This window comes from Photobacterium sp. Hal280 (assembly GCF_037162255.1).
Lineage (GTDB): Bacteria > Pseudomonadota > Gammaproteobacteria > Enterobacterales > Vibrionaceae > Photobacterium.
The window spans coordinates 1,732,284-1,751,073 of sequence record NZ_JARLUO010000005.1 but is presented as its reverse complement, the minus strand read 5'-3'; the positions used below and the strand labels follow the sequence as shown (position 1 = coordinate 1,751,073).

The window sequence follows — 18,790 nt, the reverse complement described above, 5'->3', positions numbered from 1 at the left end:
AGGAGTCATTGAACATGCAAACACTGGACAGAGCCTATTTCGAAGCACTGGATCGCGACGATCCTCTGGCAGCGTATCGAGATCAGTTTGATTTGCCCGCCGGGCATATCTATCTCAACGGAAATTCCCTGGGTGTGTTGCCCAAGGCGGCAAAAGAAACAGCCCGGCAAGTGGTGGAAGAGCAGTGGGGCCAGGGCTTGATCCGCAGCTGGAACACCCATGATTGGATCCGCATACCGCACCGGGTGGGAGATAAAATCGCAGGCCTGATCGGGGCAGACGCAGGCGAAGTGATCGTGGCGGACTCCACCTCTGTCAATCTGTTCAAGATGGCGGCGGCAGCGGTGAAGCTGAACGCAGGGCGCCATAAGATCCTGTCTGAACCGGGCAATTTCCCGACGGATCTTTATATCTTGCAAGGACTGGAACAGTTTCTGGATGGCAAAGTGCGTCTGGTGACAGAGCATCGCGATAACATTCTGGATGCCATTGATGAAGACACCGCGGTCGTGGTGCTGACTCATGTGCACTACAAGAGTGGTGCCATGTTTGACATGGCGGCCATTACCGCCAGAGCGCACGAAAAAGGCGCTTTGGTGATCTGGGATCTCAGCCACAGCACAGGCGCAGTGCCGGTCGAACTGAACCGGGTGGGGGCCGATTTTGCCATTGGCTGTGGCTACAAATATCTCAATGGCGGGCCGGGTGCTCCGGGGTTCCTGTTTGTTGCCAAGCGCCATCAGGCTCAGTTGCAGCAACCGCTCAGTGGCTGGTTTGGTCACGCGAATCCCTTTGCAATGCGCGATGACTATGAAGCGGCACCGGGCATTGCCCGTGCACTGTGCGGCACCACCCCTGTTGTAGGGGCCAGTTTGCTGGAAGTGGGGGTGGATATCATGGCCTCGGCTGACATGCACCAGATCCGTGAAAAGTCCCTTCGTATGGGCCAGTTGTTTATTGAGCTCATTGAGCAGCGCTGCAGCCAGTACGGCTTCGGGCTGGCATCGTCAAAAGATCCGGCGGTGCGGGGCAGTCAGGTTTCCCTGACCCATGAACAGGGCTTCGCCATCATGCAGGCCTTGATTGCACGCAATATCATCGGCGATTTCCGAGCACCGGATATTCTTCGCTTCGGCTTCACGCCGCTGTATGTCCGCTATGCCGATCTCTGGGATTGTGTGGAGGCGCTGGTCGACATCATGGCGAACGATCGCTGGGATCAGGCGGCATTCAAAAAGCTCACCGCAGTGACCTGATGTTCATCGTTGCAGAGTCTGTCAGGTCTCAATATTCAAAGCAGGAGCACTAAAAGCAATAGCACCAAATCCAATTACATCAAACCCGTACACAAGAAGCACTGAACCTGTCTTGCCGGAGAGGGTAAACCGGCAGGACAACCTGCACTGATTTCAAATCCGGTGCGGGGTTCAGAATGATAATTATAAAAGTTAAAGGACGAACGAAGATGCAAAAGAATGCGACCGCATCCATCAATACAGCGGCGAACGCGGGTGGTATGCCTGCAGCTGGCCGACTGAACTGGTCAACCCGAATGGCATTTATCCTGGCGGCGACCGGCTCGGCTGTCGGCTTGGGTAATATCTGGAAATTTCCCTACATCACAGGTGAAAACGGCGGCGGTGCTTTCGTACTGCTGTACCTGTTCTGTATCGCGTTAATTGGTATCCCATTGCTGATTGCCGAGGTCATGATTGGCCGCCGCGGGAAGCACAGTCCGCCAGATGCGATGCGGGCGCTGGCAAAAGAAGCCGGCGTCAGTCGACACTGGAGCCTGGTTGGCTGGATTGGCGTGATCACCGGCTTTTTGTTGCTGAGTTTCTATCTGGTTGTTGCAGGCTGGGCGGTCTCTTATATCTTTACCGCGGGCACCGGCGCTTTTAACGGCGCCTCGGGGGATGAGATTGGCGCTATGTTTGGCGGGCTGGTGGGCGATCCGGTTGCCACAACCGTCTGGGGCAGTGTGGTGCTGCTGATCACCTCGGCTATCGTCATCAAAGGCGTGAAGCAAGGGCTGGAGCGTGCCGTCACGACCATGATGCCGGGACTGCTGGTGCTGTTGCTGGTCTTAGTGGGCTATGCCATGACAACCGGTCATTTTGCCGAAGGGGTGAATTTTATGTTTAACCCTGACTTCAGCAAACTGACCGGCACCAGTGTGCTGGTGGCGCTGGGCCATGCTTTCTTTTCACTCAGTCTGGCCGGTGGCGGCATGATGACGTATGGCTCGTACCTGGGTAAAGATGTCTCGCTGGGGAAAACCGTACTCACGATCGGTGTGCTGGATACCCTGGTTGCCCTGATCGCCGGTCTGGCGATTTTTCCGATTGTTTTTGCGAATAACCTTGAGCCGGGTGCGGGGCCGGGCCTGATTTTCGTCACCTTACCGATTGCCTTTGGCCAGATGCCGATGGGGCAGGTGGTCGGTTTGCTGTTCTTCATTATGTTGTCGTTTGCGGCGCTGACATCCGCCATTTCGCTGATGGAGCCTGCCGTCTCGTTTCTGACCGAAAAGAAAGGGTATTCACGCCTGAAAGCGGGCTCGATGACAACAGCAGGGATCTGGGTGCTGAGCCTTGGTTCGGTGTTCTCATTCAATATCTGGCAGGATCATACCCTGTACGGGAAAACCTTCTTTGACGTACTGGATTATCTGACCAGTAGCTGGATTATGCCGCTGAGCGGTTTAGCCATGGCCGTTTTCACTGGCTGGGTCATGAAGAAAACTGCAACGAAGGAAGAGTTGCCACACGGAATGACACACACACTGTGGCGGTTCCTGATTCGTTACGTCACGCCAGTCGGCATTCTGGCGGTCTTTCTGAATGCCATCGGTGTGATGGGATAAAAGCTCCCTTCCTGTCACGTGGGGACCAAGCCGGGTGCATTGTATGCTCCGGCTTTTTTTATCGCTTACAAAAAAAGCTTGATGCAATACCAATCATTGATCAATACTTGACTGGTCAAATAAATGGTGAGGTATTTATGTCTGTAATGTCAATCAATGGTCAGCTGATTACCGAGCTGGCAGTAAGGTATTCGGGAATGTTGAAATCCATCGACAGAAAACTGAGTGCGCATGGTATCAGTCTGTCGGAATTTCTGGTTTTGCATCAGCTGAGTGCAGCAGCAGAGCACTCGATGAGCCGGATAGCCCTCGCGGAGACTGTCGGGCTGACAGCGTCTGGCGTGACGCGGCTTCTGAACCCGATGGAAAAAAATCATCTGGTCGAAAAAGAAAAGAACAGCCGGGATGCCCGAATCAGTTTGGTGAAACTGACTCAAACCGGTGCGGAGGTATATCAGGATGCGCTGGTGAGTTTTAATCATGGCGCTGAGGCGATGACGGACAGACTGACATCCGCACAGCTCACACAACTGCTGACCCTCATTGGTAAGCTGAATTAACCTGGCCCGGAGCTGGCGTTGTCACGTTATACCTGACGGACAGCCTCTGATTGCCTATAGTTGATGGGGAGCAGGCTGATCCGTTCAGGAGTCCGGATGAAAATCAGAAAATTCAGAGTTGGCTGGGTGGTTTTCAGTCTCAGTGCTGCAGCTGTGCTGGTATATCACCAGGTGAATGCCGCGGAGCCGTCGTTTGACTGCACAGCAGTGGCAGACGGCAGTATTGAGGCAATGATTTGTCAGGACCAAGCATTAGCGGCGTTAGATAACAAGCTGTCTGAGGTTTATCATCAGGCTGCTGACAAAGCGACCAATGAGTACCCCCCGACCTTGAAAGCAGAGCAACGCGGCTGGGTGAAAGGCCGCAATGAATGCTGGAAAGCCGATGATAAAAAGTCATGTGTTGCGTCTGAATATCAGTGGCGTATTGCTGAGTTGCAGGCCAGATACGGCTTAATTCGGCCCACAGCAAGCGTCACCTATCTGTGTACGGATCAACCGGGCAGTGAAGTGATTGCGACTTACTACCCGACGGATCCGCCAACCCTGATTGCCGAACGGGGTGACAGTGTCTCGCTGATGTATCTGCAGGAAAGCGCCAGTGGCACAAAATATGTCGGACGCAATGAAAGCCTGTGGGAGCATCAGGGCGAAGCAAAAGTCACCTGGGGATACGGTGCGCCAGAGCTGGACTGCAAAGTGAAGCCCTAGCGCGATAAAACATGAGCCGGATAAAACATGCTTCCTGCAGTCAATATCGGGCTCACGTTTACAAAATGATGTACACCATAAAAGCGCCGAACAGTGTTGCAAATATGCCTGCGAATCGTCCCTGAATGTCGTTCAGATCAACTGCCCAGCTGATGAGCTTTTTAAAGTTTCCCCTGCCGAGAATTAACAGAAAAATCGCCGCAATAATGGATATCCAGCCGATGGCGGCGACCACAAAGGGAATGTCGGTATTATCTGCATACTCAATTAACAGATAGCCAATCAGCAAGCGCACAGCAACCGCCATAAAATGCAGCCAGAGCTGTTTTTTGTGCCTGTCGATAAAGTCCAGAATCAGCCTGGGCTCAGCGGCAATGACCAACCCTGAAAATGCAACAGCGACACCTATCAGGCCAATCAGTAATCTCATATCCGCTCTCCTGTGATGGGAGAAAAGTCAGCAAGGGTCAGCCGGTCCAGAGACAAGGTTTACAGCCTTGACGGGTGGCTGTCCGGATCCCCTTCGATATGAGGTTTATCACCATGAGAGACACCGTGCTCTTCCGGTCCTTCCTGATCCCAGGAGCCTTCTTCGGTCCAAGGGTCGTCATCCGGTAATTCTTCGATATAGATCTCTTTGTCCTCATAATCGGGTTGATAGCGAAGATCAAAGTGCGCAGCGCGAATAATGGAAATGCACAGCAGCAAGGCGACGAGAAGCAAAGGGACGCCCCCGATCACACTGGCTGTTTGCAGAGTATCCAGCCCGCCGATGAACATCAGGGTAATCGGCATGACCGACAGCGCAAATGCCCAGAACAGACGGTTCCAGCGCGCCGGCTCTTCATCGATCTCTTTTTGCACCACGGCGGCCAGAATGTAGGAAATCGAATCGAAGGTAGTCGCTGTGAAGATCACCGCCAATATGGTAAAGGCGAAAATCACCAGTTTACTGAGGGCCAGGGTGTGCAGCATGGCGAAAATCGCGGCAGTGGCCCCCTGGTTGTTCAGTATGGAAATGACATCTAACTGCCCGGAAAGTTGTAGGTAAATGCCATAATTACCCATGATCATGAAAAACAGAAAACAGCCCAGCGTACCGAAAAAAATCGAGCCGACCACCATGGCTTTGATGGTTCGCCCTTTGGATATCCGGGCGATAAACAGCCCTACACTGGGCGCGAATACCAGCCACCAGGCCCAGTAGAATATGGTCCAGTCCTGAGGGAAATGGGTATCCGGGAACTGCCGGAACTGGGCAAAGGGTTCTGTCCAGGTGGCCATTTCAAACAGGTTGTTGATCATCCGGCCCAGTGAGTCCAGCCCGGTGTTCAGCATGAAGAGGGTCGGCCCGGTAACAAAAATAAACAGCAAGATGCCGACGGCCAGCCACATGTTGATATTAGACAGTAACTGGATGCCTTTTTTCAGACCGGCATAAGCGCTGTAACCGAAAATGGCGGTACACACAATCAGCACCACGATGCGGGTATAGAGGTTATTGGGCACGCCAAGAAGCTCATGGACACCCTGATTAATCAAGGGGGCGGCAAGGCCGAGCGTGGTTGCCCCGCCTCCCAGCATACCGAAGATAAAGAACACATCGATGAGCTTACCCAGCCATCCGCGCGCCCGCTCTTCACCCAGAACCGGCATTAAGGCTTCGCTGATTTTCAGGACGCTGTGGTTACGAACATAGTAGAAATAAGCAATCGGCAGCGCAGGGATCAGATAAATAGACCAGGCCAGCGGCCCCCAGTGGAAAATGCCGTAAGTGACTGCCCATTTGGCGGCTTCGTGCGTGCCGCCGGGAATGTCGAAAGGCGGGGTCTGATAATAGTAAGCCCACTCAATCATGGACCAGTAAAGAATCGACGCGCCAATACCAGAGCAAAACAGCATCGCAGCCCAGGAGAAAGTGGAAAATTCCGGGTTTTCATCCGGGGTGCCCAGTTTGATCTGGCCGATATCACTGAAGGTGATGTACACCATAAAGAGAAACGCACCCAGGCCAAGAATCAGGTAGAGCACGCCAAGCTGATCGGTCACAAAATCTTTGGCGCTCAGTACCCAGGCCGCACCGGCTTCGGGGAAGAAGACTAAAGGTAAGGTCACAGCCAGTAGCAGAAACAGGGAACCGAAAAAGGTGGGTTTATCGATGATGTCATTGAATTTGGTGGACGACATCGCGGCCTCCGCACAAAAATGGGTGTGTGATTCGTCCGTGAGCTGGGTTGTATATGCGTCGTATTGTTCATTCTTAGAACATAACGTCCGGAAAACCAATGCCGATCCATAGAGCCGATTACGAGCTTAGTATAGTCGAGTTGTCAAACCGCGTTGATTCAAAGCCGATTCTCGCCGGCTGTGTTGAGCCGTAATCGACTGGATATAGTGATAGTAATGTTTTGGTATCGTTTACACTTTTCGTTTGAATTCCTACTCATTTCTTCTATCCGCTCGATTAGTCCTCGCTGGGCTGATCTTTGACTGTCATGATGTTTCTGCACATTTTGTGAGGCTCATCTGGGTGGTTTTTGTTACACAAATGGAGTGAAAAGGGCAGCAGTGATCCGTTTTAACCCTTTATAATTCTCTGTATTTGATGTTTTATTTATCTAAGTTTCTGATTATAAATGCTTTATTTTTATTGCAGTCCATGTGTCCTGCCTATCGTCCTATTTTGCTGCTTTGATACTTGTCAGAGAGGTTTGTTACATAACGGAGGTTTTATCTGTGCTGGGGAAACGTTTACATTTTTGGCGTTGATCACTTTTTATTAACCTTTGTCAGGTTAGACTCGCCGCTGTTAGGTCGGATAAGCGAAGTGAATCGCATGACCTCAACCCTACACCCAGCCGTATACCAATAATGAATACAGGACGAGTTTGATGAAAAAATTAACCTTGCTAGCAACCCTTTGCGCGGGCGTTACACTCGCTTCATCAGCTACAGCAGGCACCACAGTCGGCGTGACTGTGTATAAATATGACGACAACTTTATGTCGGTTGTGCGCCAGGCGATTGAAAAAGAAGCCAATCAGGACGGTGATACCCGCGTCATGATGAATGACTCACAAAACAGTCAGTCAATGCAGAACGATCAGATCGACATCATGCTGGCAAGGGGCGTTCAGGCGCTGGCGATTAATCTGGTTGACCCGGCGGCAGCACCGGTTGTGATCAGCAAGGCGAAAATGGACGATGTGCCGGTTGTGTTCTACAACAAAGAACCGAGTGCCGCCGTTCTGGCCAGCTATGACAAAGCGTATTATGTCGGCACAGATTCAAAAGAGTCGGGCGTCATTCAGGGCAACCTGATTGCGAAACAATGGAAAGCGCATCCGGAATGGGACCTGAACAAAGATGGCAAGCTGCAGTTTGTGATGCTGAAAGGTGAACCGGGCCATCCTGATGCGGAAGCCCGCACAACTTTCTCAGTGAAGACCATTAATGAGAACGGTATCGAAACCCAGCAACTGCATATGGATACGGGGATGTGGGATACCGCGATGGCAAAAGACAAAATGGATGCCTGGATCTCGGGTCCGAACGGCAACAAGATCGAAGTCGTGATTGCCAATAATGACGGTATGGCGATGGGCGCCGTGGAATCACTCAAAGCCGTTGGTAAAAGCCAGCTCCCTGTCTTTGGTGTTGATGCCCTGGATGAAGCGCTGAGCATGATCAAAAAAGGCGAGCTGGCCGGTACGGTCTTGAACGATGCCCAGAACCAGGCCAAAGCAACGTTTGAGCTGGCACGTAACCTGGCCAACGGCCGTTCGGCAACGGAAGGCACCCACTGGAAAGTGGTGAACAAAGTGGTTCGCGTGCCTTACGTCGGTGTTGATGCCAGCACTTTGAAATAACCACGCCTTGTTCCATCCTGGCCTGGAGGAGCATGTGACCGCCTCTCCGGGCTTCCAGCCGCACATTGGTAAGACTGTATGACAATACAAAATGATGAATTCCTGCTGGAGATGTCAGGGATCAGCAAGGAATTTCCCGGCGTAAAAGCCCTGGATAATGTCAATCTCAAAGTCCGTCCTCATTCTATTCATGCCTTAATGGGGGAGAACGGAGCCGGGAAATCGACCTTATTGAAGTGCTTGTTTGGTATTTACGAGAAAGATGAAGGTGAGATTGTTTTTCTGGGTAAACCGGTCAATTTCCAGTCATCGAAAGAAGCGCTTGAATCTGGCGTGTCTATGGTTCATCAGGAATTAAACCAGGTCCTCCAACGCACAGTGATGGATAATATCTGGTTAGGCAGATACCCCAAAAAAGGGCTGTTTGTTGACCAGAATAAAATGTATGAAGAAACCAAGCGTGTTTTTGAAGAATTAGATATTGATATCGATCCGAAAGTAAAAGTTTCGACACTTTCCGTCTCTCAAATGCAAATGGTCGAGATTGCCAAAGCGTTTTCATATCACGCCAAAATCGTGATTATGGATGAACCGACTTCTTCTCTGACTGAAAAAGAAGTGAACCATCTGTTTACGATTATTAATAAGCTGAAAAACAAAGGCTGCGGCATTATTTATATTTCACATAAAATGGAAGAGATCTTTTCGATTTGTGATGAAATTACAATATTGCGTGACGGACAATGGATTGATACCCGGCCGCTGGAAGGCCTGAGCATGGATGACATCATCAGCATGATGGTCGGCCGTGAACTGACGCAGCGCTTTCCTGAAAAAGATAACACACCGAAAGAGCCCATTCTGGCAGTGAAAAACCTGACCGCACTGAATCAGCCTTCGATCAAAGACGTCAGCTTTGAGTTACGCAAAGGGGAAGTGCTTGGTATTGCAGGGCTGGTGGGGTCCAAGCGGACCGATGTGGTTGAAACCTTGTTTGGTATTCGTGAGCGAAGTGACGGCGAAATCCTGCTGCACGGCAGGCCTGTGGCGAACCGTGACGCGCATGAAGCCATAAAAAACGGCTTTGCCCTGGTGACAGAAGAGCGTCGGTCAACCGGGATATACGCCAACCTCGATATCCGATTTAATGCTTTGATTGCCAACCTGGACGATTATAAGCAAAGCACAGGTTTACTCAGCAATAAAAAAATGTCGAGTGATACTCAGTGGGTCATTGACTCGATGCGGGTAAAAACGCCTTCACATAAAACCACCATAGGTTCTTTATCAGGGGGCAATCAGCAAAAAGTGATTATAGGTCGCTGGTTATTAACCGGACCTGAAATACTGATGCTGGATGAACCCACCCGCGGTATTGATGTTGGCGCCAAGTTTGAAATTTATCAGCTGATATTAGAACTGGCGAAAAAAGATAAAGGCATCATGATTATTTCGTCTGAAATGCCTGAGTTGCTGGGAATAACCGATCGTATTCTTGTGATGAGTAATGGTCGTGCAGCAGGTATTGTCGAGACCAGAAATACGACACAAAATGAAATTCTCAGCCTTGCTTCCCGCTATCTGTAAGGGTTATGAACATGGAAATATTCAAAAAATTAAGCATGATGCGCTACCTGAAAGCCGGCGGTATTTATGCAGTGCTTTTTATTCTGCTCGCGATTATCGTGATTCAGGAACCGTCTTTTTTAAGTTTGAGAAACTTAAGTAATATTCTGACGCAGTCGTCCGTTCGTATCATCATTGCACTGGGTGTGGCCGGGCTGATTATTACTCAGGGCACAGACTTGTCAGCTGGCCGCCAGGTGGGACTGGCAGCAGTGCTGTCTGCGACTTTGCTGCAGGCATCAGATAACGTCAACAAAGTTTTCCCGGATCTGGGTCAGATCCCGATTGTTGCTGTCATTATTGCGGTGTGTGCCGTCGGCGCCCTGATAGGTTTGGTGAACGGCTTCATCGTGGCCTACATGCGGGTCACGCCGTTTATTGCCACGCTGGGTACGATGATCATCGTCTACGGGGTGAACTCGCTGTATTTTGACTCAGTGGGAGCCTCGCCAATTGCCGGTTTTGACCCTCGTTTTTCTGAGTTTGCACAGGGGTTCATCCGGCTGGGCAGCTTCAGACTCTCATACCTGACGTTTTACGCCGTGATTGCGATTGGTCTGGTGTGGGTCCTGTGGAATAAAACGGTATTTGGCAAAAATATCTTTGCGATTGGCGGCAACCCGGAAGCGGCGAAAGTCTCGGGCGTGAATGTGCCGGTCACACTCCTGAAGATTTACGCGCTGTCTGGTGTGTTTTACGCCTTCGGCGGCATGCTGGAAGCGGGGCGAATCGGCTCGGCAACCAACAATCTGGGGTTCATGTACGAGCTGGATGCCATCGCGGCCTGTGTGGTTGGCGGCGTGTCCTTCGCCGGTGGCGTCGGCAGTGTGATCGGTGTGGTAACCGGGGTGCTGATTTTTACCATCATCAATTACGGGATGACCTATATTGGTGTCAGCCCTTACTGGCAGTACATCATTAAAGGCGGCATCATCATCTTTGCGGTCGCCCTCGACTCAATGAAGTACGCGAATAAGAAATAAGCGAACCCGATGCAGGCAGCCCATCAGTCTTTTATCCTGGTGTTGCTGTCTGCGTGCATTGTTAACGAATCGGAAAATGCTGAGGACACTCCATGCTGTCTTTTTCTGAGATTCTGGCGCGCCGCGACTGGGAAAACCCGCATTCGGTTCAGAGAAACCGTATCCAGGCGCACAGCCCATTATTCAGTTATGCGTCTGAAACCGACGCTTTGCACCAAGGCGACAGTAATCGCTGTTCTCTCAATGGTGACTGGGCGTTTTGCCTGTACGATAAACCCGAGTCAGTCCCTGCTGATTTTCCCGGCTCCGCTTTCGATCAGTCTGGCTGGACGACGATTCCTGTGCCGTCCAACTGGCAGCTGGAAGGGCATGACAGACCCATCTACACCAATATCAAATACCCGTTTGCGCTGAATCCGCCTTTTGTCCCGTCAGAGAATCCGACGGGCTGTTATCGCCGTCAGTTTCGCATGAATGATGTCCAGTTATCCCAGCGGACCCGGATTGTTTTTGATGGGGTCAATTCCGCTTTCCATCTGTGGTGTAACGGCCATTGGGTCGGTTATTCCCAGGACAGTCGTTTACCTGCCGAATTTGATCTGAGCCCGTATTTGCAGCAAGGCGAGAATCTCCTTGCGGTCATGGTGATGCGTTGGAGTGACGGCAGTTATCTGGAAGATCAGGACATGTGGTGGCTGAGCGGGATCTTTCGCGATGTTTACCTGCTGACCAAACCAACCCTGGGGATTGAAGATGTATTCATGACACCCACTCTGGATGCCTGTTACCGGGACGGCCGGCTGGATATTGTCACCCGGCTGTCGAAACCGGGGGAATATCAGGTTACTGCGCAGCTGTTTTACCGCGGTGAGCCCGTCACTGAAAGTCTTTTCGCCAGGCCAAACGATCGCGTGATCGATGAAAAAGGGGGCTGGAACGACAGGGTGTACCATCAGTTAAGCGTGACCGCGCCACAGCAGTGGAGTGCGGAGTCACCGAATCTGTACCGCTGCGTGATCACGCTGCTCGATACCTTAGGACAGGTCGTTGATGTTGAAGCCTATGCTGTCGGATTCCGGCAGGTTGAAATCCGGCACGGACAACTTTGCCTGAACGGTCAACCCTTGCTGATCCGCGGCGTGAACCGTCATGAGCACCATCCGGAACGCGGACATGCCGTGACCGAGGCTGACATGATTGAAGATATCCGCCTGCTCAAACAGGCCAATTTCAATGCGGTCCGCACGGCGCACTATCCCAATCACCCGCGCTGGTATGAATTGTGCGACGAATACGGGCTGTACGTGTGCGATGAAGCCAATATCGAAACGCACGGTATGTTTCCGATGGGACGACTGGCCAGCGACACTGACTGGCAGTCTGCCATGATGGCGCGCTATACAGGCATGGTTGAGCGGGACAAAAATCACCCTTGTATCATTGTATGGTCCCTGGGTAATGAGTCCGGATACGGCAGCAGCCATAGCGCTATGTATGCCTGGTCAAAAGACAGAGATCCCTCTCGTCCGGTTCAGTATGAAGGGGGCGGGGCTGACACCGCAGCGACCGATATTATCTGCCCTATGTATGCCAGGGTGGATCAGGATCAGCCGTTCGAGGCTGTGCCAAAATGGGCGATAAAAAAATGGCTGTCGTTACCGGGTGAGCAACGCCCGTTAATCCTGTGTGAATACGCCCATGCCATGGGAAACAGTCTCGGTGGCTTCGCCGATTACTGGCAGGCTTTTCGTCAGTACCCGCGCCTTCAGGGCGGTTTTGTCTGGGACTGGGTTGATCAGGGCATCAGCCAGTTTGATGACAATGACCGTCATTTCTGGGCCTATGGCGGTGATTTCGGGGATCAACCCAATGATCGTCAGTTCTGTATCAATGGCCTGATGTTTCCGGACCGCACGCCGCATCCGGCTTTTTACGAAGCCAGATGCTGTCAGCAGTATATTCAGGCACAGCTCACGGGCACAGAACACAGCGAGCGAGGCATTCGCTGTCAGGTGTCACTCACCAGCGAATGGCTGTTTCGTGCCACAGACAACGAAACCTGTTTGTGGACGCTGAAAGAAGACGGAAAGCCTGTGGCAAGCCAGAGGCAGACTTTACTGCTGGGGCCGGGTGAGACGGCCGCTTACGATGTGTCTTTTGAGGTGAGTTGCCAGGCAGGAAAGCTGTATCACCTCGATCTGGATCTGGTGCTGACACAAGATTGCCGCTGGGCGGAAGCAGGGACAGTCATTGCAACGGAACAGTTTTGTGTGCCCAATCCACTTGCGCAGTTATCCGCGATCCCTGCCGAACGCTCACTCGGCACATTCCGATCGGTGCTCCAGTCTGACAGCGCTATTTCAGTCTCCGGACAGGATTTCAGCCTGAGCTGGGATCGCCGGACAGGGTTGCTCACCCACTGGTTAGCAAAGGGCAGGGCAAAGCTATCCGCACCGATGACAGACAACTTTTTTCGCGCCCCGTTAGACAACGATATTGGCACCAGCGAAGCCGATAACATTGATCCCCGGGCCTATGTCAGTCGCTGGGAGAACGCAGGGATTGGCCATTGGGAAAGACGCTGTGTTCGCTGCGAGGCCAGCCAGGTATTTCCCCTTAACAGCCAGACCCCCGCGACGATCAAAGTCAAGTCGGATTTTGAATACTTTTACGGTGAAAAGCGGGTCGCCGTGACGCACTGGCAATACACCCTGGATACCGAAGGCAAGGTGTCGGTTGATATTCATGTCAAACCGGCGCCGCATTTGCCCCCGTTACCCCGGGTGGGCGTGGCGTTCACGCTTGATGGTTTTGTTGTTGAGCAGACAGGCCTGAGTTCTGCCATTGTCTGGCAAGGACTGGGGCCGTTTGAAAATTACCCGGACAGATCTGAAGCGGCGCGGTTTGGCGAATATGAGGCTGGAATCGACGATCTGCATACGCCTTATATCTTTCCGTCAGAAAATGGTCTGCGCTGTCAGACGCGCATGCTGGCGGTGGGAGAGTTCGTCATCCGTGGCGAATTTCACTTCAGCGTCAGCCGTTATCCGGCCCATATGCTGGCTCATGCGAAGCATGACCACCAGCTCAAAGCCGATGGTCAGTGGTATGTACAGCTTGATCATCAGCACATGGGTGTGGGGGGCGACGATTCCTGGAGCCCGAGTGTGAAGCCGGATGATCTGCTCACACAGCCAGAATACCGCTACCAGCTTCGTTTTTCTTCTCAGGGAGAATCGTCCTGTTAAGGGATATTTTTGATAGACGTTTACACAGGGTTAATTTCGGCTATTACTAGCCTTGGTAAGATTTAATCTGAACATGATCTGTAATTTTTAATTAATTTTGTAAACGTTTCCACTGTGTGAGAAAGGTAACAGTCTCCCTGAGCTGCGGATTGCTACACTGCTGCACATTGTTGGAATCACGAATAAAAGGCATTCAGTCACTATGTTTACAGACGTATTTGATGCAAGCGAACATCCGCACCGGCGTTTGAACCCGCTGACCGGTCAGTGGGTGCTGGTGTCACCCCACCGTGCGAAAAGGCCCTGGCAGGGCGCCGATGAATCGCCAGCGGCGGCACCGGAGCAGCCTTACGACAGCGAATGCTTCTTGTGTGCAGGCAATACCCGGGTATCGGGTGATGTGAACCCGGCCTATACCGGGACTTATGTCTTCAATAATGATCATGCTGCGTTAATGCCGGACACGCCGGCTGCCAGCAGCCAAGGAAACAGCAGCGAAAGGAGCAGTCTGTTCCAGTTCGAATCCGTTCAGGGCTTGAGCCGGGTGGTGTGCTTCTCGCCGGATCACAGTAAAACGCTGCCTGAATTACCTATATCGGCCATTACCGAGGTCGTCAATACCTGGGATAGCCAGATTGAAGCGTTAGGTCAGCGCTTTCTCTGGGTACAGGCTTTTGAAAACAAAGGCGCCATCATGGGCTGCTCGCAACCGCATCCGCACGGGCAAATCTGGGCCAACAGTTTTCTGCCCAACGAAGTGGCGGTGAAAGATCAGCATCAGCGCGACTATTTCCAGCGGCACGGCAGGCCGTTGCTGGTGGATTACGTCCGATCGGAACTGGCCGATGGCAGCAGAACTGTGGTTGAGACTGAGCACTGGCTGGCGGTGGTCCCTTATTGGGCCGCCTGGCCGTTTGAAACCCTGCTGCTGCCGAAAACTCACATTCGTCGCATGAGTGAGTTGTCGGTTGCACAGCGGGAAGATCTGGCACTGGCGCTGAAAAAGCTCACCAGCCGCTATGACAACCTGTTTCAGTGTCCATTCCCATATTCGATGGGATGGCATTTCGCTCCTTTCTTTGAGCACAGCGACACTGACAGTCATGATCTGGACCACTGGCAATTGCATGCCTTGTTTTACCCGCCATTGTTACGCTCAGCGAGTGTCAGGAAATTCATGGTTGGCTACGAAATGCTGGCAGAAAGCCAGCGCGATTTAACACCCGAACAGGCCGCAGAAAGACTGCGGGCTGTCAGCGATGTGCACTATCGCGAACAAAATACCAGTAAGGAAAAGCAGTCATGACGACAAACAGCCGGGAAGAGCAGCTCGCCAATCGCCTGGAAACCGCTTTTATTGAGGGGTTTGGTTATTCACCTTCCTACCTGATCCAGGCGCCGGGACGCGTGAATCTGATCGGGGAGCACACCGATTACAATGATGGCTTTGTCCTGCCGTGTGCCATTGATTATCAGACCATGGTAGCTGCCGCCCGACGCGACGATCAGTGTGTCCGGGTGATGGCCATCGACTATCAGGGCGAGTTGAATACGTTCGATCTTTCCCAGCCACTGGCGTTTGATAAAGACTGCCTGTGGGTCAATTACATTCGTGGCGTGATTGATTGTTTGCAGTCACGCGGCTGTCAACTGGGTGGTATTGATATTGCGGTCAGCGGTAACGTGCCTCAGGGGGCAGGGCTGAGTTCATCCGCGGCGCTGGAAGTGGTGATCGGGCAAACCTTTAACACCTTGTTCGATTTGTCACTGACACCGCAGGAGATCGCGTTAATCGGTCAGCAGGCTGAGAACCAGTTTGTCGGGTGCAATTGCGGCATCATGGATCAGCTGATTTCTGCCGAAGGTGAAGCCGGACACGCGCTGCTAATCGACTGCCGTTCTTTAGAGACTAAAGCCGTTTCTCTGCCGCCTGAATTGTCGGTGGTGATCATCAACAGCAACAAACAGCGCGGCTTAGTCGGCAGTGAATACAATACCCGTCGTCAGCAATGCGAAGCGGCTGCGCAGGCTTTTGGCGTGAAAGCATTACGGGATGTGGATTCAGCCAGCTTTCTCAGCAAAGCGGATCAGCTCGATCCAGTGGTTGCCCGCCGGGCCAGACATATCATCACTGAAAATGCGCGTACCCTGCAAGCGGCCCAAGCTTTAGCGCAGGGCGATCTGGCAACACTCGGCCAGCTGATGGCGGCCTCTCATCAGTCGATGCGCGATGATTTTGAAATCACAGTACCGGAAATCGACACCCTGGTGGACATTGTGAAAGCAGCAATTGGCGAGCGGGGTGGTGTGCGCATGACAGGCGGCGGTTTTGGCGGATGTGTGGTCGCGCTGGTGCCTGCGGAACTGGTCGCCTCAGTACAACAGGCGGTTGAGAGCCAGTACCAAAACGCAACCGGGCTGAAGGCCAGCATCTATGTCTGCCAGCCAATGGTCGGCGCCGGTGTGCTGAAAAGCGTTTCGCTGCAACAGGATATGCTCAATGCTCAGTGATGACTATCTACCGCAACTGACTGTCAGCCTGACCTCAGATGCCGCCCGCGACGGGCAACCGGCTCAGGTGTTTACCTTATCCAATGGCAATGGCATGACGGCCACCTTCATGGACATAGGGGCAACCTGGGTCAGTTGCACCTTGCTGCTGCGCGGTGGTCGGCGTGAAGTGTTGCTGGGCTGTCGCACTCTGAGTGACTACCAGCGTCAGACCGCCTATCTCGGCGCTACGGTGGGACGCTTTGCGAACCGGATCAGCAACAGCCGGTTCAGCCGTAATGGCAAAGTATTCAGTCTGTCGGCGAATGAAAATGCCCATTGCCTGCACGGCGGTCCGCACGGATTTGATCAGCAGCGCTGGCAGGTAGAGCAATGTTCTGATTCTTCTATACGATTCAGTTTGTCATCACCGGCTGGCGATCAGGGCTTCCCCGGCCATTTGACGCTATCCGTGACGGTGTCACTTAGTGAGTCTAATCAGGTGATCTTTGACTACCTGGCACAAGCGGGTGAAGACACGCCGGTGAATCTCACCAATCATGCTTATTTTAATCTGTCTGGGGCAGAGTCGGGTTCTGATTGCCTGGGTCACCGTCTGACCGTCAATGCACAACGTTATGTCGTAACCGATTCGGATAGGATTCCAACCGGCGAGCTGCGGTCGGTCGCCGGAACCGGATTTGATTTTGGCAAGGGCAAGCCTGTTTGCCGGGATTTGCTGCTGGATGCGGATCAGCAACGGGCTGGCGGTTATGACCATGCCTTTGTGCTCAATGATGACGTCATCGGCGTGGGCACAGCCGTTGAACTGGTATCAGAAGACGAGCAGGTCGCAATGACAGTAATGACCACCAAGCCCGCGGTTCAGATTTATACCGGCAATGCGCTGGCAGGCACACCCGGACGTGATGGGTGCTATCAACCGCATCAGGGCATTGCGATTGAAACCCAGTTTTTGCCGGACTCTCCCAATCATCCGGAATGGCACTTCAGTGATCCCTGGCTGATTGCGGGGGACAGTTATCAGCACACGACCTGCTATCAGTTTGATTTTGAGTGAAGGGATGTCCGGCTTTACAGCCGGTTGGTGATTGCTTCGGAGGCAGATGAAATCACAGCAGCGAGTGTGCGGATTGCCACTCGCTTTTTTCATTCTGTGTTTTTTCAGTCCTTCCTTGTTTCAGTCCGTCCCTGTTCATTCCGTTCTTTTTTCAGTCCGACAATGCGCGTACGGATAAGCGACGCACCAGGGTGGGGGCATATAAACGGCTGTCGGGGCTGATGGCTTCATTCTTGGCTAATTTCATCGACAACATGGCAGCTTGCTCGGCCATGATCTGAATGGGGTAGCGTACGGTTGTTAATTTCGGATGCAGGTATCTTGCCAGCGCGCCATCGTCAAAGCCAACCAGTGATATGTCTTGCGGTGTGCGGATACCGTTTTCATCCAGCACTGAAAGCACGCCCGCGGCCATGAAGTCGTTATAGGCGACAATCGCCGTCACAGGCAGGTTTTTCGCGAGCAGATTTATGGCTGCGCTTTCTCCGCCTTCACCGTCCGGTGATCCAAACTCAATATAACTTTCACGAAATGGAATACCGAGTTCTGTCAGCGCTTTGAGGTAACCGTTTTTGCGCTGTTCTCTGTCTTCGATCTCATGGTTTGAACTGACATAACCAATATGCTGGTGGCCGTGCGAAATAAGAAATTTGGTAGCGAGATACGTGCCGCGTTCGTTATCAAGCGCGATGCATCGGTTGGCAATCTCAGGAATAAACCGGTTGATCAGTACCATGCTGGGTACTTCTCGAGCAAATTCGATTAATTCGTCATTGCTGAGTGCTTTGCTGTGGATGACGTAGGATTCACACCGACTGTTGAGCAGCAGCTCTATCGCTTCGCGCTCCTGCTCGGCATTGTGGTATCCGTTACCGATCAGCAGATGTTTCTTTTCCTGACGGGCAATGCCATCAATCGCTTTGACCATAGCGCCAAAGAAGGGATCCGAGACATCACCCGCAAGGACGCCCAGAGTGTTGGTACTTTGGTTCACCAGTGCTCTGGCGTTGGCGTTGGGCCGGTAACCCAGAGTCCGCATGGCCTGAGTGACGGCATCAACGGCCGTCTGACTGGCTTTGGGCGATTTATTGATCACGCGGGATACGGTTGCAACAGACACACCCGCGTGTTTTGCGACATCTTTGATCGTTGCCATGGTGACCTCATTCAATATTTCAGCCTATTAAACAACGCGGGTGTAATAGTTTCAATCAAAGAATAACAATCAAGTGTGACCATGGCTTAAGTTAATGAATAAAATGGTTTTTATTGAGTGTAACCGTTTACTTATTTACCGGGGGAATTGGCAAGCATCTCTCGCAAGCTGCCAGTCCGGTCAGCCTGCGAAAGAAAGTG

14 protein-coding genes are annotated in these 18,790 nt (G+C 52.3%); 11 read left to right on the top strand and 3 right to left on the bottom strand.

What is annotated here, in order from left to right:
* The first annotated feature begins 14 nt into the window (after positions 1-14).
* The 4 genes from kynU (at position 15) to P4S53_RS17365 (ending at position 4,137) form a co-directional block, all read left to right on the top strand.
* Positions 15-1,256 carry a kynureninase gene (kynU, locus tag P4S53_RS17380; protein ID WP_337113655.1) on the top strand — a complete coding sequence of 414 codons (1,242 nt, stop codon included), beginning with the start codon at positions 15-17 and terminating at the stop codon, positions 1,254-1,256.
* Between the two features lie 209 nt (positions 1,257-1,465).
* Positions 1,466-2,866 carry a sodium-dependent transporter gene (locus tag P4S53_RS17375; RefSeq protein WP_337113654.1) on the top strand — a complete coding sequence of 467 codons (1,401 nt, stop codon included), beginning with the start codon at positions 1,466-1,468 and terminating at the stop codon, positions 2,864-2,866.
* 137 nt (positions 2,867-3,003) lie between these two features.
* Complete coding sequence (locus tag P4S53_RS17370) at positions 3,004-3,426, top strand: MarR family winged helix-turn-helix transcriptional regulator (RefSeq protein WP_337113653.1); 423 nt, start codon at positions 3,004-3,006, stop codon at positions 3,424-3,426.
* A gap of 96 nt (positions 3,427-3,522) precedes the next feature.
* Positions 3,523-4,137 carry an MliC family protein gene (locus tag P4S53_RS17365; RefSeq protein WP_337113652.1) on the top strand — a complete coding sequence of 205 codons (615 nt, stop codon included), beginning with the start codon at positions 3,523-3,525 and terminating at the stop codon, positions 4,135-4,137.
* Positions 4,138-4,195: 58 nt separating this feature from the next.
* On the opposite strand, the gene P4S53_RS17360 is transcribed toward P4S53_RS17365, so the two are convergent.
* Entirely contained in the window at positions 4,196-4,567 is a 372-nt protein-coding gene (locus tag P4S53_RS17360; protein ID WP_337113651.1) for a hypothetical protein, read from the bottom strand.
* Positions 4,568-4,626: 59 nt separating this feature from the next.
* Positions 4,627-6,324 (bottom strand): BCCT family transporter, encoded by a 1,698-nt coding sequence (locus tag P4S53_RS17355; RefSeq protein WP_337113650.1) that lies wholly within the window; start codon positions 6,322-6,324, stop codon positions 4,627-4,629.
* 704 nt (positions 6,325-7,028) lie between these two features.
* On the opposite strand from P4S53_RS17355, the gene mglB reads away from it, so the two are divergent.
* From mglB to galM, 7 genes are all read left to right on the top strand, one after another.
* The gene (gene mglB / locus P4S53_RS17350; RefSeq protein WP_337113649.1) at positions 7,029-8,006 is read left to right on the top strand and encodes a galactose/glucose ABC transporter substrate-binding protein MglB; all 978 of its coding nucleotides are present in this window, start codon (positions 7,029-7,031) and stop codon (positions 8,004-8,006) included.
* A 78-nt stretch (positions 8,007-8,084) separates the two neighbouring features.
* A complete protein-coding gene (gene mglA, locus P4S53_RS17345) occupies positions 8,085-9,593 on the top strand; it encodes a galactose/methyl galactoside ABC transporter ATP-binding protein MglA (protein ID WP_337113648.1) in 1,509 nt (502 codons plus the stop codon).
* Between the two features lie 11 nt (positions 9,594-9,604).
* Positions 9,605-10,615, top strand: coding sequence for a galactose/methyl galactoside ABC transporter permease MglC (gene mglC, locus P4S53_RS17340; protein ID WP_337113647.1), 1,011 nt, complete (start codon positions 9,605-9,607; stop codon positions 10,613-10,615).
* 92 nt (positions 10,616-10,707) lie between these two features.
* On the top strand, positions 10,708-13,863 hold the full coding sequence (locus tag P4S53_RS17335) for a beta-galactosidase (RefSeq protein WP_337113646.1): 3,156 nt from the start codon (positions 10,708-10,710) through the stop codon (positions 13,861-13,863).
* 202 nt (positions 13,864-14,065) lie between these two features.
* Entirely contained in the window at positions 14,066-15,169 is a 1,104-nt protein-coding gene (locus P4S53_RS17330; RefSeq protein WP_337113645.1) for a UDP-glucose--hexose-1-phosphate uridylyltransferase, read from the top strand.
* Entirely contained in the window at positions 15,166-16,374 is a 1,209-nt protein-coding gene (galK, locus tag P4S53_RS17325) for a galactokinase (protein ID WP_337113644.1), read from the top strand. Before P4S53_RS17330 ends, galK begins: the two co-directional genes overlap by 4 nt.
* Entirely contained in the window at positions 16,364-17,434 is a 1,071-nt protein-coding gene (gene galM, locus P4S53_RS17320) for a galactose-1-epimerase (protein WP_337113643.1), read from the top strand. Before galK ends, galM begins: the two co-directional genes overlap by 11 nt.
* A 151-nt stretch (positions 17,435-17,585) precedes the next feature.
* On the opposite strand, the gene P4S53_RS17315 is transcribed toward galM, so the two are convergent.
* Positions 17,586-18,590 (bottom strand): substrate-binding domain-containing protein, encoded by a 1,005-nt coding sequence (locus P4S53_RS17315; RefSeq protein WP_337113642.1) that lies wholly within the window; start codon positions 18,588-18,590, stop codon positions 17,586-17,588.
* Between the last annotated feature and the right edge of the window lie 200 nt (positions 18,591-18,790).